At 68.3% G+C, this 15,512-nt stretch carries 13 protein-coding genes; 8 read left to right on the forward strand and 5 right to left on the reverse strand.

The window, feature by feature from the left end:
* Positions 1-33: 33 nt before the first annotated feature.
* Entirely contained in the window at positions 34-1,389 is a 1,356-nt protein-coding gene (gene murD, locus ABT008_RS14950; protein WP_350696722.1) for a UDP-N-acetylmuramoyl-L-alanine--D-glutamate ligase, read from the forward strand.
* Here the strand turns inward: murD and ABT008_RS14955 are convergent.
* Both ABT008_RS14955 and ABT008_RS14960 read right to left on the reverse strand, forming a co-directional pair.
* A complete protein-coding gene (locus tag ABT008_RS14955; protein ID WP_350696724.1) occupies positions 1,326-2,273 on the reverse strand; it encodes a hypothetical protein in 948 nt (315 codons plus the stop codon). The genes murD and ABT008_RS14955 overlap by 64 nt on opposite strands.
* A gap of 56 nt (positions 2,274-2,329) precedes the next feature.
* Positions 2,330-3,361 carry a hypothetical protein gene (locus ABT008_RS14960; RefSeq protein ID WP_502890430.1) on the reverse strand — a complete coding sequence of 344 codons (1,032 nt, stop codon included), beginning with the start codon at positions 3,359-3,361 and terminating at the stop codon, positions 2,330-2,332.
* A 174-nt stretch (positions 3,362-3,535) separates the two neighbouring features.
* On the opposite strand from ABT008_RS14960, the gene ABT008_RS14965 reads away from it, so the two are divergent.
* The 6 genes from ABT008_RS14965 to ABT008_RS14990 all read left to right on the forward strand — a co-directional run bounded on the left by ABT008_RS14965 (position 3,536) and on the right by ABT008_RS14990 (position 9,361).
* Positions 3,536-4,297 carry a protein phosphatase 2C domain-containing protein gene (locus ABT008_RS14965; RefSeq protein ID WP_350696728.1) on the forward strand — a complete coding sequence of 254 codons (762 nt, stop codon included), beginning with the start codon at positions 3,536-3,538 and terminating at the stop codon, positions 4,295-4,297.
* A gap of 209 nt (positions 4,298-4,506) precedes the next feature.
* Positions 4,507-4,878 (forward strand): glycosyltransferase family protein, encoded by a 372-nt coding sequence (locus ABT008_RS14970; protein WP_350696730.1) that lies wholly within the window; start codon positions 4,507-4,509, stop codon positions 4,876-4,878.
* Between the two features lie 71 nt (positions 4,879-4,949).
* Complete coding sequence (locus tag ABT008_RS14975; protein WP_350696731.1) at positions 4,950-5,963, forward strand: UDP-N-acetylmuramate dehydrogenase; 1,014 nt, start codon at positions 4,950-4,952, stop codon at positions 5,961-5,963.
* A 183-nt stretch (positions 5,964-6,146) separates the two neighbouring features.
* Complete coding sequence (locus ABT008_RS14980) at positions 6,147-6,494, forward strand: CATRA system-associated protein (RefSeq protein ID WP_350696733.1); 348 nt, start codon at positions 6,147-6,149, stop codon at positions 6,492-6,494.
* Positions 6,495-6,511: 17 nt separating this feature from the next.
* Positions 6,512-7,966 carry a CATRA conflict system CASPASE/TPR repeat-associated protein gene (locus tag ABT008_RS14985; protein ID WP_350696805.1) on the forward strand — a complete coding sequence of 485 codons (1,455 nt, stop codon included), beginning with the start codon at positions 6,512-6,514 and terminating at the stop codon, positions 7,964-7,966.
* Between the two features lie 39 nt (positions 7,967-8,005).
* Entirely contained in the window at positions 8,006-9,361 is a 1,356-nt protein-coding gene (locus tag ABT008_RS14990; protein ID WP_350696735.1) for a hypothetical protein, read from the forward strand.
* On the opposite strand, the gene ABT008_RS14995 is transcribed toward ABT008_RS14990, so the two are convergent.
* The 3 genes from ABT008_RS14995 to ABT008_RS15005 all read right to left on the reverse strand — a co-directional run bounded on the left by ABT008_RS14995 (position 9,354) and on the right by ABT008_RS15005 (position 13,674).
* A complete protein-coding gene (locus tag ABT008_RS14995) occupies positions 9,354-11,603 on the reverse strand; it encodes a CHAT domain-containing protein (protein WP_350696737.1) in 2,250 nt (749 codons plus the stop codon). The two genes, ABT008_RS14990 and ABT008_RS14995, sit on opposite strands and share 8 nt — an antisense overlap.
* Positions 11,604-11,668: 65 nt before the next feature.
* On the reverse strand, positions 11,669-12,829 hold the full coding sequence (locus ABT008_RS15000) for a vWA domain-containing protein (RefSeq protein WP_350696738.1): 1,161 nt from the start codon (positions 12,827-12,829) through the stop codon (positions 11,669-11,671).
* The gene (locus ABT008_RS15005) at positions 12,826-13,674 is read right to left on the reverse strand and encodes an AAA family ATPase (protein ID WP_350696740.1); all 849 of its coding nucleotides are present in this window, start codon (positions 13,672-13,674) and stop codon (positions 12,826-12,828) included. The genes ABT008_RS15000 and ABT008_RS15005 overlap by 4 nt, the downstream gene beginning before the upstream one ends.
* Positions 13,675-14,139: 465 nt before the next feature.
* Between ABT008_RS15005 and ABT008_RS15010 the strand changes: the two genes are divergently transcribed.
* Positions 14,140-15,444, forward strand: coding sequence for an aspartate aminotransferase family protein (locus tag ABT008_RS15010; RefSeq protein ID WP_350696741.1), 1,305 nt, complete (start codon positions 14,140-14,142; stop codon positions 15,442-15,444).
* Positions 15,445-15,512 lie beyond the last annotated feature (68 nt).

The following is a 15,512-nucleotide window of genomic DNA, read 5'->3' on the forward strand; positions in this document are numbered from 1 at the left end:
GGGCAAGCCCGGACGCGAGCAAGGAGATCACAGGTGCACTTGTCTGACCTGCGCGGACGCACTGTGGCCATCTGGGGCACTGGCCGTGAAGGGCTGGCTGCTGCCACTGCCGTCGCCGCTCACGGGCCTGCGTCGCTGGTCGCGGTGGACGACCGGGAGAACTTCCTCTCGCTGCCCTGGGACGGTGCGGTCGCCGAAGCGGCGCCGCTGGTCACCGGGAAGGCAGGACTGGAACGCCTGCTCGCCGCGGACGTGGTGGTCCGCTCGCCCGGGGTGCCGCAGACCCACCCGTGGATGGCGCAGTTGCGCGAGAGCGGCGTGCTGGTCACCCAGGGTACGGCGCTGTGGATGGCTGACCACGGCGATCGCACCATCGGCGTGACCGGAAGCAAGGGGAAGAGCACGACCTCCAGTCTGATCAGCCATCTGCTCACCGCAGTGGATCGACCGAACGTGTTCGGTGGCAACATCGGGGTGCCGACGCTGGAACTGCCCGACGCGGAGCTGTACGTGCTCGAACTGTCCAGCTACCAGTGCAGTGACCTGGCCGACTCGCCGCGGATCGCGGTCGTCACCGCGCTCTTCCCCGAGCACCTCGACGCCCACGGCAGCGAGGAACAGTACTACCGGGACAAGCTCAACCTGATCTCCTACGGCCCGCGTACGGTCGTGGTCAACGGCGCCGACCCCCGGCTCGCCGTGGAACTGGGTGACCGGGCGGCGGTCCGTGCCGGGACGGCGGGTTCGGTGAACGTGGCCGGCGGACCGGACGGCAGACCTTGGTTCCACCTGGTCGATCGGCCCCTGTTCCCCCGGGCGGTGCTCCCTCTGGTCGGTCGGCACAACGAGGGCAATCTCTGCGTGGCCCTCGCGGTGCTGGACGCGCTCGGCGTGGACCTGGTCGAGCGTAAGGACACCCTCGCGATCGCGGTCGCCGAGTTCCAGGGGCTGGCCCACCGGCTCACCGAGATCGCGGATTCGTCCGGCCTCACCTTCGTCGACGACACCCTGGCCACCAGCCCGTACGCGGCGATGCACGCCATCGACGCCTACGACGGCAGACCGTTGACTGTGATCGTCGGTGGCAGCGACCGAGGGGTGGACTACGGCCCGCTGCGCGAGCATCTCGCTGAACGCGAGATCACCGTCATCGGGATCCCGGACAGCGGTCCTCGGATCATCGCTGCGCTGGCCGACCTACCGGGTGTGCGCAGCGAGATCGCCGAGGACCTCACCGCGGCGGTCCGCCAGTCCCGGAAGCTCACTCCGGCCGGTGGAGTGGTGCTGCTGTCGCCGGCTGCCCCCAGCTACGGCCGGTACCGCAACTACAAGCACCGCTCCGAGGCGTTCCGTGAGGCGATCGAGGAAACCGGTGGCAACGCCTCGTAGAGGGCGCGCATCGACCGGACGGCCGACCGTACCTCCTGGAGCACGGCCGAGGTCGGGTACACGTGCCGCAGGTGCGGGTCGGCCAGGCCCTGCGGCTCCAGCCCGACGGTGTCGACGCCGCAACCGTGACGCAGGGTCAGCGTACGGAGCGCGTCGCAGTGCTGAAACGGCACGTGCAGGTCGGTGGTGACCAGCAGGACGTTGTCCCCGGGCTCCGGTCGTCCCACCTGCTCGGCCCAGAACTCCAACGTGTCGGCGGTGTTGGCCCGGCGGGTCGCCGGTTCGGTGGACGGTGCCGCCAGAGTCCGTATGTCCCGGGACCCGAACCGGTAGGTGCGTACCCGCCAGCCGCTGAACCCGCCGCCCACCATTAGTTCGTCGACCACCGGCCGGTCGAGCCGGAACGCCCGCTGTAGCCCCGCGTCCATTCCGTCGAACTCGGTCTCGATACCGGTGAGGCCCAGGTAACGGGCGTGGTCGCGTTCCTTGTCGGCGATCGGGCGGAGGCTACCCAGACCGGACACCTGATCGGCCACGACACCGCCGGAGATGAGGTCGGCGGCGAACAACGAACGCGCGACGCAGGTACGTACGCCACCGCCGGCGATCAGCACATGCTGGTAGTACCTGCGGCCCGGCCGGTGCCGACCGCGCAGCCCCAGCGACAAGGCCACGTGATCGACCAGCTCGCGGATGTCCTGTCCATGGTCGACCCGCCGTGACTCGTGTCGTTCGCCGCCGTTGCGGGTATCCCAGACGAGCGAGAAATCGTCGAGCCAGGCCAGCCGGTGACTGAGGTGACCGACCGGCAGTGTCCCGCCGAAGGCGGTGACGAGCGCGCGTAGGGCTGGTGATCTCGTCCAGTCGTCGATCGCCGCGCCCATCGCAGAATGGACGACCGGTGAGCGGCCCGCAGGCAGATCGACGACCGGAAAGCCGCTCATGCTGGGGCGGTCGTCGGGGCTTCTGCCTCCTGCACCGCCGCCACCAGCCAACGCATGGACCGGATGCCCGAGCGGATCTCCTGCAGATACTTGCCCGGGGTGACCGGCTGGTGGAGCGTCGGCTCGTGCGACCAGTCGGCCTCGACGCCCACCGTGTCCACCTCGACACCGAAGGGCACGCCGAGCGTCCGGATCGCGTCAGCGTGCTGGAACGGCACATAGATAGCCGAGGTCACCACGAGTACGCGGTCCTGCGGGGTGAGCCGCAGCCGCTCGGCCCAATAGCGTTGGGTGTCGGCAGTGTTGGCCCGTCGTGCCGGGTCGCCGGACGGGGCGGCGAGTACACGCACGGTCGGCGCGCCCTCACGCCGATAGGTGCGGATCCGCCAGGACAGGTGGGGGTTGGGGTCCAGCGAGGACTCCTCACTGTCCGGCTCACCGAGGCCCAGATAGCGCTGGACACCGGCGTCCATCGCGTCCATCTCCGTCTCGCCACCGGCCGTGCCGTGCTCGGTCAGCAGGTCCTGTTCCGGCTCGGTCAGGGGTCGGAAACTGCCCAGCGCGGCCACTTCGGGTCGACCGACGAAACCGCCGTTGAGCAGCGCGGCGGCGTAGGAGTTCCGTTGCAGGCAGGCACGGGCCAGGCCGCCCAGCACGATCAGGTGCGTGTACCGCTGGTGCAGCGGCTTGGCCACCTGGACCAGCCCGAGCGCGTCGGCGGCCGACAGCACCAGAGCCCGACCCTCGGGGGTCAGGTCGGGCTCCCGGGCTGCGGGCCGCTCGGCGCCACCACGGAAGTTCCAGCATCCGTCGGAGAAGTCGTCAAGCCAGGCCAGGAGGGAACTGGTGACGTTCTCGCCGGTGAGAACGGGAACGGTGCCGCCGAAGGCGTCGACCAGGTCGCGCATGGGTGCGGAGGATGCCCAGCGGTGTACGTCCGTGACGATCGCTTCCAGCGACGGGCGCGAGGGGCACCTCGGAAGCGGAACCGGCTCGTAGGCGACCACGACTCTCCTTTCCGCAGCCATCGCTGCGGCCCGACAGCGACCGGATCGATCCTAGGGGCGTGTCGCTTTGATCGACAGCCGACGCTCCGATATCACTTCGTCACCCAGACGGTCGGTACGATCCTTAGGCTGGCGGATGCCGACGGCCGAACGGATGCCTGTGTGGTCCACTCCGCCGAGATCGGGAAGTGAGACGTGGAAGTCCTTCTCGCCGGCGAGGCCGGTGCCGGGCGGACCAACGAGGACTATGCGATCGCGGCACCGGGCATCGCGATCGTGCTCGACGGGGTAACACAACTGTCCGGCCTGGAGACCGGTTGTGTCCACGATCCGGCCTGGTTGGTGCGGACACTTGGCGTCTGCCTCGTCGAGGCGCTGTCCGCCGACCAGACGAGTGCCCTCGACCGGGTCCTCGCCGCGGCGATTGGCCGGCTTCGGGAGTCCCATGGCGGCGGTTGTGACCTGACGAACCCGAACAGTCCGTCGGCCACGGTCGCGATGGTCCGTGAGCGTGGCGATCGCGTCGACTATCTGGTGCTCTGCGACTCGTCGGTGGTGATCGAGAACAGTGACGGCATCACCGTCGTCCGGGACGACCGGACGGATCGGCTGGAAGCCTACGACCGGCACACCGTCGCCCGGCTGCGTAACAGGGCCGGGGGTTTCTGGGTGGCGTCGACCGAACCGGCGGCGGCTGCTGAGGCGGTGACCGGCAGTGTGGCCCGTGCCGGTCTGCACCGGTTGGTGCTGTGTACCGACGGCGTCTCGCGGCTCACGGAGTTCTTCCAGTTCGGGTGGGCCGAGGTGCTCGAACTTGTCGAACGGTCCGGGCCCCGTGCCGTCATCGACGCGGTCCGCAGGTGCGAGCGGACTCGTCCCGACCTGCTCGCGCGCCCGGGCCGCCGCCCGCCCAAGCAGCACGACGACGCGACCCTCATCGTGTGGCGGTACTTATAGGGGGCGCTCGCCGAGTTTCGGGAACATCAAGTGAGGCGAGCCGGTGGCAAAGGTTAGGAATGGGGCCCGCTCATGAGGCTATTTGACGGAAGTCCGACAGTCGGGTTGCATGCGGACGCCTCCGGCGCTTCAATTCGCGACGAAACAAATCCCGCCTCCTCTGGGGAGGCTGCCGTCAGTCGGACCGGTTCGACAGGATGTGCCGTATTGTGATCGAGAAGACTGACAACCCGATCTCGGTGGACGACCGGTGCAGGTTGGCGTCCGTGGATGCCACGATGTTGCAGGACCGGATAGCAGCGGCCGTCGAGGCGGCAGCCGACAGTGACCCGGAAATCTTCGTGCTGGAGCTTTCGGTGGCGCTTCTTGCCGTCGTGCAGGATTACCTCGTGCAGACCTCGAACGACTATGATCTGGAGTTGTTCCTTGAGGTCAACGGCACGCCGCCGACGGATGTGTCGACCTGGCCGGTGAATATTCTTGCCGGTCTCCGGCTGCGGAGGACGCCCTCTGACGACTATCGCTCGATCTGCGAGAGTGCGGTCGACGCAGCGGTACGCCGAATTCGATCCTCGTCCTGACTCCTGGTCGCGTCACACCCACCGCCGGGGAGCGGACGGGACACCTCGGCCCCGAACAGTAGGCTGGCCCGGTGACCATTACGTTCGCCGACCTCACCACGATGCGGGTGGGCGGCCCGGTCGGCCGTCTCCGTGTCCCCGAGACCACGCCCCAGCTGGTCGAGATCCTGCGCGAGTCGCGGGGATCCGATGATCCGCTGCTGGTGATGGGCGGAGGATCCAACCTGGTGGTCGGCGACATCGGGTGGCACGGCACCGTCGTCAAGGTCGCATCGTCGGAGTTCGACATCCAGGGCGACCAGGTGACCGCCGCCGCCGGAGCCGTGTGGGACGACGTCGTCTCGGCGAGCCTCGACGAAGGGCTTGCCGGGTTGGAGGCGCTTTCCGGCATTCCCGGTTCGGCCGGCGGAACGCCGGTGCAGAACGTGGGTGCGTTCGGCACGGTGACGGCTGACGTGCTCGAGTCGCTCACGGTGTACGACAGGCAGACCGACTGCTTGGAGCGATGGTCCCCGGACCGGTGCGGGTTCGGCAGTCACCGACAGTCGGTCTTCAAGCGCAGTGGTCGGTGGGTGGTGGTCGACGTGACCTTCCGGCTGCGTCGCGCCAGCCAGTCACGCTCCATCGAGTACGTCGACCTCGCGAAGAAGCTGGACATCGAGGTTGGCGGAACTGCGCCGCCTTCCGACGTCCGCGATGCCGTCCTCGAGCTGCGCCGCAGTCGGGGCATGGTCCTCGACCCCGAGGACCACGACACCTGGAGCGTTGGTTCCTTCTTCGTGAATCCCGTGCTGACCCACGTGCCGGACAGCGCCGCTGGATGCCCCCGCTACTTCGATGTCAAGGGCACGAAACTACCGGCGGCGTGGCTGATCGAGCACGCCGGGTTCCCTCGGGGCTACGGTCGTGAGTGGGGTAACGGGACCGTGGCGCTGTCCAGTCGTCATGCGCTCGCCGTCACCAACCGGGGTGGTGCGACGGCCGCGGACGTCATGAAGTTCGCCGCCCACGTCCGGGATGGCGTCGAGGCCCACTTCGGTATCCGGCTCGGCCCCGAATGCGATCTGGTGAACTGCTCGTTCTGATCGGCGAGCCGGATCACTCAGCCGAGGTGTGCGGGTCGCGGATGGGCTGACCGCGGAATTGATCTCTTAGTCCGAACGTCCAGAATGGCTCTACCGAAAGCGGCGGATCATCTGCCGGTGCGGTGGCAAGGCCATTCGGACGGTGGAACGCCTTGTTGGCATCTGCATCTACCATGTGTGTCGATGGACGCCATAGACGATGCTGACGCCGCCGAGATACTCGACGAAGCAGCCGAGACGCTCAGGTACGTCCGTGCGTGCGAACTGTCGCCGGCCGAATGGAAACAGCTTGACGAGGCCGTGCGTCGGATGCAGGAGGCTCTCGATCGCGGAGACCTGGCAGCGGTGCGGTTCCTGCGCGGCGAAATGGACCGGAGGTCCTATCGACAATCCGCCAAGGCCGAACTGGCAGAGCCCAGCCCGTCGATACCTTCGCCCCGAATGGTGCGGACGGCGAGCGAGAACCTGGAAGAGCAGATGAAGGTGATCCGGCAGCGGTACCCGCGCGACCCGGACGAGCAGAGCAGATGAGCCTGCGGGGCCAGGCAATGCACGTGTACACCTACCTGGACAGTGCACCGCAGGGGAGGGCGTTGCGCCGATTGACGGACTCATGCCGGCTCCTCGGCATGAGTCGGACGCAGGCCACCTCGTTCGTTCGGCCCGGTGGCCCATGGCCACGACGGTTGTACGATTCGCCCGCCCCGGGGCACATCTATCAGGCCATTGAGTACGCCTCCCTCCGGCTTGCGGCGTTCCTGGTCTGCCTGGCGCCGCAGGACGACAGTCGAACCTGGCGGGAACTCGACCGGGACTGGCGAGAGGCGGTCGGTGTGGATCCAGACACCGGCCACGCCGGTCGGGTCAAGCTCTATTACGCGTTGTACGACGACGATCGTGAGGTCGAGCGGCTCGCCGACGCCGTCGTGGCAGCCCTGCCCGAAGGGCTCGGCCCGCTCGGCAGTGCGGCCGCCGAACTCTTCACCGGTTGCTACCTGTGGGAGGTCGGCGCGGACGACCAGCATCGACCGGATCGGGTGGCGGTGCTGCTCGCACCAGCCGATCGTGAGACGGACAGCGACGCGTGGGTGTGGCCGAACCGGCACGCGGCGATGCCGCCGCTGCCGGCGTACTTCTGGCAGTTGGCCAATGTGCGGCACCAGGCGCGGCGGTTCGTCGAACGCCGCACGCGGTATCGGCCCGATGCCTTGCTCGATCAGGCGAGGCGCTTCGAGCGCGCCGAGACGACGCGTCGCAGGAGGACGGCGGCGCAGGAGGCATCGTTGTCGGCGCTGCGGCGACAGGTGGCGCTGCTGTCCGCGCACGAGGCGGTGCTGCGGACGATGCACCGCACGGTCGAGGCAGCGGCCGATAACGCCGGTGTCTGGCTCGCCGAGGGTGGACGAGTCTCCGTTCGACTGGGCGACCGCGACCCTGCCTGGGGGAGAGATCCGGGTGACCCGATCAGCGAGGACCTCCAGTACACACAATGGCTGTTGGCCGAGATCGCGGACGAGGCCGACACCGTGCGGGACGCGGTCGCCTACGGCGAACCGATGGCACGAATCGGGTCGGCCGAGATCGAACAGCGCCTGCGCGAGCAGGGTGAGCGAGCCGAGTTTCTCACCGTCGTGCAGACCAGTGTCATCGCGGCAGTGGGGCTGCTGCTCGCCGCCTCACAGACCCTCGACTACCCCTGGCCGACGTATGCGTCGTTGAAGGTGCCCTTCCTCGTCTGCATCGCCTGCGCCGCGTTGTTCGTTCCGCTCGTCAGCACGATGCGCGCGAGGTCCGACTCACGGTGGAGTTGGATCTGGGCCGGAGTCACCGGAGTGGCGTTCGCCGCGTCGTCGGCCTGGTTCGCGGCGACCGCGTTCGCGAGGTGGGGCACCGGCGAACCGGCGCCCGTCGGGGCGAGCCTCATCGCCGCTTCGGCCGTCGCAGCCGTGGCGGGGATCGCAGTGGCCCGTTGGGCCGTGCGGTCCCGATCCGTACCGCTTTGATCGACCCTGACCTGGAGAACTGGAGCGACTATCGTCATGATGAGCGTCGACCGTCTGCGGGAGCTCTGTGTTGCGCTCCGTCGAGGCACAATCACCTGCGACGAGGATCTGGTCACCGACATAGAAGCCGATGTGGAGAGCTATCGGCGCGAGGCGGTCCGACAAACGCCACCGGATCACCTGGCTGCCCGGTTGCCGTTGATGGGATGGCTGCTCTACGAGGCCACCTGGAACACCCTGCGGCAGATCAATGACGGCCGCAGGGAGCACGACGAGAACGCTCTGGCCGAGATCGAACGCAGGTACGAGTTGATCGCGCGCGCCGTGAGCGCCGCCCGGAACCTCCCATGGCCGGAGTACGCCGCCAGGGCCCTCGGTGCCTTCCGGTCACAGGCCCTCGCCGCCTCCAAGCGGGACACTCAGGACGGGTATGACCGGGCGCGGATGCTCCATCAGGATGCACGTACCCGACACAGCGAGTTCCTCAGCTACCACCGGAGTCGCGACGCGGCGGCGGACGATCCGTACCTGCGGGCGCTGGACGAGGTCCTCGTGCAACTGGTGCTCGCCGAGACGGGTACCGCCTGCCGCATCGCGGAGCGGATCATCGGCCACTGGGTGGAGGATTTCCCCTCGGCCGACCAGGTCGAGTACACGCAGCGCATGTTCGACCAGCTGGCCGGCGGAGTGGAGATCGGTGAGCAGGCACTCGTGGCGGCGGACCGGGTGAAGAAACATCACGGTTTCGTGGACGAGGTGAACGAGTACGGCCTCGCGCTGCCCACGAGCTTCATAAACCCCGGCATCATGACCGCCCGCGCGGTCCTCCTGATGCTTGCGCTGGCGGCGGAGATGGAGACCATCGGTCGCCTGCCGCTCGGTGACGACGAGACGTGGCAGCAGAGCCGTGAGCGCCTTCGTGGCCGGTTCGAGCATGCCTACCAGTACATTGAGCGACCGATCGAGGACTCCAACGGCAGGCAGGTCGAGCCGCGGGACGATCTCAAGGTGCAGATCGTTCAGACCCGGCTCAGCGCGGCCCTGATCATGCCTGGGCACCGCCTGCCGAGCGCACTGACGTTCGCCGCATGTCTTGAGCACGAGACGCTCGACGACGAGGCGGTCGAGGCGATGTGTGTCTGGTTGAGCGAGCGGGTCACCGACAGCAGAGACCGCCAGAAACAACGCAGCGTACATCGGGGGATCGGCAGCGCCATCATGCCGCGCGTCATCGACAGCATCGAGGAATGCAGATCAGCCTTTGGTGGTGCCCCTGGTTATCGTGAGTGGCGAGCGCGGTGGTTCGTCCTCGACGCCTACGCCCACGAGAAAGAGCGGGCCGAGAGGGTCGAGAAGGTACTGGGTCTCCCGGTTCGCCGACAGCGGCCTATCTGACGTACGTGTTGAACAGGGCCCAGCTCACCACATGCTCCGTACGGGCGAGCTTGAGCTGGGCCCTGCGCAGCGCGTGGTCAAGACGGACGCTTCCACCCCGGACGAGCCGGACCAAATGTCCCGCCATACGGCCTGCGGGCAGGTTCGGCACCCTGTCGATCGCCGCCACGACGCACTGGCTGCCGCCCGTGAGTACCGCCATGACGAAGCCCAGCGGTTCGGCGTCCTCCACGTTGACCAGGCGACCGATATGGCAGGACGCCATCAACGCCGACTCGGGCCAGCGCAATGCGAGCGCGTACGCCGCGGTGAGTGACCCCGCCGTCGCGGTCTCCTCCGGCAGCCTCAGGTGCTGGTCCAGGCCGGTCCCCCCGCCGTGGGCGGCGACGTGGATGAAACGCCACTGCTCCTCGGGGTTGATCAGTTCCGCGCTCAGCCTCGATCGGGCCATGGTTCGAGGCGCTTCGCCCTGCAGCGGGCACCGGCTGAGCGGCACGCTACCGCCGGTTGCCGGCAAACCCCAGGCCCCGCGTTCCCGGTCGATCCAGACAGCACCCTCGGCGACCAGACGGACCAGCGCCGGGCCGGACACGAACGGCGGATGCGGCCTCGACAAGCAGGTCAGCACCGGAGTCTGGGTGATTACCGCATGGTGGAGGAGCAGGGTTCCGCCACTGTCGATCTCAAGGGCGGCCCACGGCAGCAGGCTGAGCTCTTGATGCGCCGACACCAGCAGTTCGATCGGCTCGTCCGTCGAGGCGGTGTCCCGCAGTCGTCGGATCAACTCGGCGGGCAGGATCTCAAGCGCCAACGCATGCCAGTCCGGCCGGTGATGCTCGCGGGCCTCGTCGAGTCGGTCCACCCATGCTCTCCGGCCGTCCAGCCCGTGGAAGTAGTCGGCGAAATGCGGCCCCGGCCTGAACCGTTCGAACTGGACATGCCCGTCCGGTGTCGTCAACGTACGGAACCAGTTCGTGCCGCCGCCGAGAGTGTCCGGCAACCCGGCGAAGTCCAACGCGTGCCGGTCGCCGACCACCCGGAGCAGATCGCTGACATCCGTCGGAGTCGGCAGAATCATGTCGGCGAGCATCGGGTTGACCCTCTTGAGGATCCGCTCGTGCAGCTCGGCGAGCATTCGCTCCTGCTTGCGCCGGTTGTCCCGCAGCGCCTCGTCGTCGCCGACCAGGTCGCTGGACTCCGCCTGTTCGACGGCGAGGACCTCGGCCATCAGTCCGCGGAGCCGCGGGGCGAGCAGCAGTTCGCCGGCCCGAAGGTGACCGGCGAATCCGGTCTGCTTGGCCGAGAGGCAGACCCGCAGGCCGAGTCGAGCCGCCGAGGCACCCGGCAGTCGTGCCGTCAACAGAGCCACGTCGCCGTACACCCGCCGGAAGGCCCGTGACAGCGGGGTGCGGGCACGCGCGATCACCCCCCACCGGCCCCGGATCCGCTCGGCTATGCCGAGCGCCAGTTCAGCGAGTTCGATCGCGCGATGGTGGTGCGCCTCCGAATCAGCGAGCATCTCGGCGTAGGTGAGAGTCAGCGACAACTCGTACACGTCGTGACGGGTGTCGGAGATCCGGTGCGTGGTCAGATGCCCCAGCGCCGCCTCCATCCGGTCGATCGCCGCGCCCTGCTCGGCGCGGCCCTGCTCGGCGAGGGCGAGGATGAAGTCGTGTCGGTGGCGGGTGGAGTAGGAACGAGCCGCAGACGTCTCCCAGTAGGTCTTCTCCAACTCGCCCAGCGCACTGAACACCTGGGCGGGGCGCCCCATCTCGAGTAGGCACGCACCGATCTCGAACTGAAGGTCCGCGAAACGGGGCTCGGCGCCGCTGGCGTAGAAGAAGTCGGGCCCCAGCCTCGTCGACAGACGCAGCGCCTCGTCGAGCTTCCCAGCGGTACGCAGACTGCGCACCAGCCGATGTGTGGCGGTGACCTCGGCCAGCCGGTCACGCGCTGGGTGAGCGTCGCCGCACGGTCGCAGTTCGGCGAGTGCGGCGCGGTAGAGGTCCTCGACGTCCCTCCCGCAGTCCAGGCGGACCCCCATGAAGGCGCAGAACCGCAAGATGCTCGCCGCCTGCACCATGCCCATGCTCCGGAAGGACCAGTCCTGGTCGACCCGGCTCTCTGCCGGGTTGCGGTCACCGTCGGCCTGAAGCAGATAGCGGTGTACCGCCAGACGGAACAACGCGTATTCGTCGCTGACCACCACTGCCGTGCGATCCCGGTCGCGAACGATCGTCATCGCCTCTTCGGCATCATGCGCCAGGGACAGCATGACGTCGCGAGCGAGAGAACGGCGCACGTCCATCACGATTTGGTGCTCCCTAGACTGAGTTGGCGATGGCGGGTGCAGCGCGTCCCGCACGGCGTACAGCCGACCAGACCGGCGAGCGATCGCAGGGCCGCAGCGTCGTGGGCAGCGGCAAGGTGGACGTATCGCCGGCTGTCGACCAGTGCCGGTGCCACCGGGGCAGAGCTCACCTTGTCGATGTCGGGGGTCGCCCAGATCACCCGGTGGGCCAGACGGGACAGCCGTGCGACCTGAGCCACCAGCGGAGCGGGATCGGCGAGTTCCCACCCGTCGGAGACGAGCACCACGTTCGCCGCTCGCACGACGCGGTGTCCGCCCCACCGTCGGACGAACGTGGTGACCGACGCTTCGAGGCGGGTACCGCCGTCCCAGTCGGAGTGCCGGTCGGCCAGCGCGTCCATGGCCGTCTGAGGATTCCGTACCCGCAGTTCGGGGGTGATCCGTTCGAGTCGGGTGCCGATCGTGAACACCTCGGTCGTCCCGGGAGCCACGGCGACTGCGGCGTACGCGAACCGCAGCAGGCGGTTCCGGTGCTCCCGCACCGAGTGACTGACATCGAGCAGCAGCACCAGGCGACGACGTACGCTGTTCCGTTGCTGATACCACAGCCGGACCGGTTCACAGCCGTGTTGCAGCATCGACCGTGCGGTGCGTGACACATCGAGCGACGAGCGACCGCCGGGGACACGAAGCATCGTCCGGCGTAGCGGCACCGACCGGGTCATCGCCTCGATGAACGTGGCCGTCTCGGTGAGGTCGGCAGCGCTGAGCAGCCGGCGCGAGCGGGTGCCCAACTGCTCGGCAAGGCCCGCCTGTACGACGACCTGTGCGCCGTCCGTTCCGGCGATGACGTCCGCCCCGTCCACTGCAGGTTCGTCGCCGAGTGCGGGCTGCGGCCGGGAGCGTACGACGGTGACCATCGGCGCCGGAGTGCCGAACCACTCCCGATACACCCGGTCGAACGTCCGTAGGTCGTCGTGCCGGGAGCACAGGGTCAGCCGAGTGGCCCAATAGACGTCGTCTGCCCCGCGTGGTCCGTACGCGCCGAGCGCGCGTAGCGCGTTTGCCACACGGGCGGGGTCGATCACCAGACCACCGGCGCGCAACCGATGTGCGAAGCCGATCAGATCCGTGACCGCGTCACTGCTGCGATTCATTGCGCCGCCGGCTTGAGGATCTTCCGCACGATGCTCTGGTCCTCGTGGTGTTTGACCAGGACGCCGAGGGCTTCGTCTGCCGCGTCGGCGACGGTGTGTCGTCCGAGTGCCACGGCAGCGCGAGCAAAACCGACCGACTCCGCGACACCTGGTGGCCGAATCAGCGACAGCCCACGCAACTGGGTCATCGTCGCCGCGATTTGCTCCGCGAGCGGGGTGTTCACCACCTCCGGCACGTTGAGCCGAATGATCTCGGCCTCACGCTGTTCGTCGGGGTGGCCGATCCAGTGGTAGACGCACCGCCGTTTGAGAGCGCCGTGTACCTCCCGTGTCCCGTTGGAGGTGAGTACGACAAACGGCGGTTCGTCCATGCGGATGGTCCCGTAATCGGGGATGCTCAGCGTCTTACCCTCGAGGACCTCGAGCAGGAACGCCTCGAACTCGTCGTCGGCTCGATCGATCTCGTCGATGAGCAGCACCGATGGTCGCTGTTCCACCGCCCGCAGAATCGGCCGCGCGAGCAGGAACTCCCGGCGGTAGATCGAATCTCCGTCGTTGCCGGCTCGCATGTGGAGCAACTGCCGTGCGAAGTCCCACTCGTACAGCGCCTGGGAGCGGTCGATGCCGGCGTAACACTGGAGTCGGATCAGGTCCACGCCGAGCGCGTCGCTGATCCTTTTCGCCAGCATCGTCTTGCCCACGCCCGGCTCGCCTTCGAGGAACAGTGGCATAGCGAGCTGGTCCGCAAGGAAAACCGCCGCCGCGAGGCCGTGTTCGGCCAGATAGTTCTGCGACGCCAATTCTTCCGCGACTCGCTCGGGGTTGGCGAATAAGCTGTTCGGCATCGTTGCAATATCTCGTGCATCCGTAAAGGCTGTCGATCAGATGAATGGCTGATAAGCCCATGATGATCGACAGCAATGAGTGCTACGAACAGTTCGGTGGGAGGTAGTCAATCCCTGTCTGTGGCCGGCTGCCAGGAGGAAGTCGGAAAGCTGACAACGCTTCGGTCGCTCGCGCGGTGTGCACCCCGCGTCGCTGCACAGTTCCCGGCGGCCACAATGCCTCGATGGGCGGGCTGCGCCCTGGCCGCGATGGTCAGCGCGCGCCGGTGCGCTGGCGGAGAACTGGCGGAAAACGCGGCCCGAGGCCCGAGGTCGCCACCGAAAACGTGGTCGAATCCGCTGCCGACGACGGAAAACGTTGACGTTCTGTCAACGGCTGCCGACCAGCAGGCGACACGTTGGCTCTTGTCCGGGCAGTGGCGGTGGTGACACCGTCGCGGTGACCGCGAACCGAAGGGTGCGACGATGACCGACGATCTGCTGGCCCGGCACCGGGCCGTGCTGCCGTCCTGGATGCCGCTCTACTACGCCGAGCCGATCGAACTGGTCTCCGGCGAGGGCCGCCGGGTCACCGACGCCCAGGGGCGCACCTACCTGGACTTCTTCGGCGGGGTGCTGACCAACATGATCGGCTACGACATCGCCGAGATCCGCGAGGCGGTGCAGCGGCAGTTGGCCACCGGGATCGTGCACACCTCGGCGCTCTACCTGATCCGGCAGCAGGTGGAGTTGGCCGAGAAGATCGCCCGGCTCTCCGGGATCCCGGACGCCCGGGTCTTCTTCACCAACTCCGGCAGCGAGGCCAACGAGGCGGCGCTGCTGATGGCCACCAACTACCGCCGCTCGCACCAGATCCTCGCGGTCCGCAACAGCTACCACGGCCGCACGTACGCGACGATGGGCGCCACCGGCAACCGGGGCTGGTCGGCCAGCGCGCTCAACCCGCTCCAGGTGGCCTGGCTGCACTCCGGTGAGCGGCTGCGCGGCCTGCTCGCCCGGCTGCCCGAGGGCGACCGGGTCGACGCGGCGGTGGAGGACCTGCGTGAGGTGCTCGCCACCCAGACCTCTGGCGACGTGGCCTGTCTGATCGCCGAGCCGATCCAGGGCGTCGGCGGGTTCGTGCACGGGCCGGACGGCCTGTTCGCCGGATGGAAGAAGGTCCTCGACGAGCACGGCATCCTGCTCATCTCCGACGAGGTGCAGACCGGCTGGGGGCGGACCGGCGAGCACTTCTGGGGCTACCAGGCCCACGGCGTCACCCCCGACCTGCTCACCTTCGCCAAGGGCGTCGGCAACGGGTTCGCCCTGGCCGGGGTGGTCGGTCGGGCGGAGGTGCTGGAGTCGGTGCCGGCGATCAGCTTCTCCACCTTCGGGGGCAACCCGCTCAGCACCGCCGCCGGCAACGCCGTCCTGGACTACCTGCTCGACCACGACCTGCAGGCCAACGCCGCCCGGGTCGGCGCGATCATCGCTGACGGCCTGCGTGCCGCGGTGGCCGGTCTCGACCAGGTCGCCGAGGTACGCGGCAAGGGCCTGATGCTGGCCGTGGAGTTCGTCCGGCCGGGCACCGACGAGCCGGACCCGGCACTGACCGGGCGGGTGTTCGAGGCGTGCCGCGAGGGTGGGCTGCTCGTCGGCAAGGGCGGCCTCTACGGCAACGTGCTGCGGATGGGGCCGCCGTTGACGCTCACCGAGGAGGAGGCCCGCGAGGGGCTGGCCATCCTGGTCGAGGCGATCCGGGCCGCCAGCAGCGGGGAGGCTGACCAGTGAGCGCGAGGAGTGAGCCGGTTTTGCGAGCCCCGCAGTCGCGACCGGAAGGTGGTTCGGTGAGCGCGAGG

Origin of the sequence: Micromonospora sp. NPDC002389, assembly GCF_040296095.1 — a bacterium.
GTDB lineage: Bacteria > Actinomycetota > Actinomycetes > Mycobacteriales > Micromonosporaceae > Micromonospora.

Excerpts from the sequence above, each read along its gene's own strand:
- ABT008_RS14985 (WP_350696805.1), top strand. The coding sequence starts at position 6,512 with ATGCACGTGTACACCTACCTGGACAGTGCACCGCAGGGGAGGGCGTTG.
- ABT008_RS14960 (WP_502890430.1), bottom strand. The coding sequence starts at position 3,361 with ATGGCTGCGGAAAGGAGAGTCGTGGTCGCCTACGAGCCGGTTCCGCTT.
- ABT008_RS14995 (WP_350696737.1), bottom strand. The coding sequence starts at position 11,603 with ATGACGATCGTTCGCGACCGGGATCGCACGGCAGTGGTGGTCAGCGAC.
- ABT008_RS14980 (WP_350696733.1), top strand. The coding sequence starts at position 6,147 with ATGGACGCCATAGACGATGCTGACGCCGCCGAGATACTCGACGAAGCA.
- ABT008_RS15010 (WP_350696741.1), top strand. The coding sequence starts at position 14,140 with ATGACCGACGATCTGCTGGCCCGGCACCGGGCCGTGCTGCCGTCCTGG.
- ABT008_RS14990 (WP_350696735.1), top strand. The coding sequence starts at position 8,006 with ATGAGCGTCGACCGTCTGCGGGAGCTCTGTGTTGCGCTCCGTCGAGGC.
- ABT008_RS14955 (WP_350696724.1), bottom strand. The coding sequence starts at position 2,273 with ATGGGCGCGGCGATCGACGACTGGACGAGATCACCAGCCCTACGCGCG.
- ABT008_RS15005 (WP_350696740.1), bottom strand. The coding sequence starts at position 13,674 with ATGCCGAACAGCTTATTCGCCAACCCCGAGCGAGTCGCGGAAGAATTG.
- ABT008_RS15000 (WP_350696738.1), bottom strand. The coding sequence starts at position 12,829 with ATGAATCGCAGCAGTGACGCGGTCACGGATCTGATCGGCTTCGCACAT.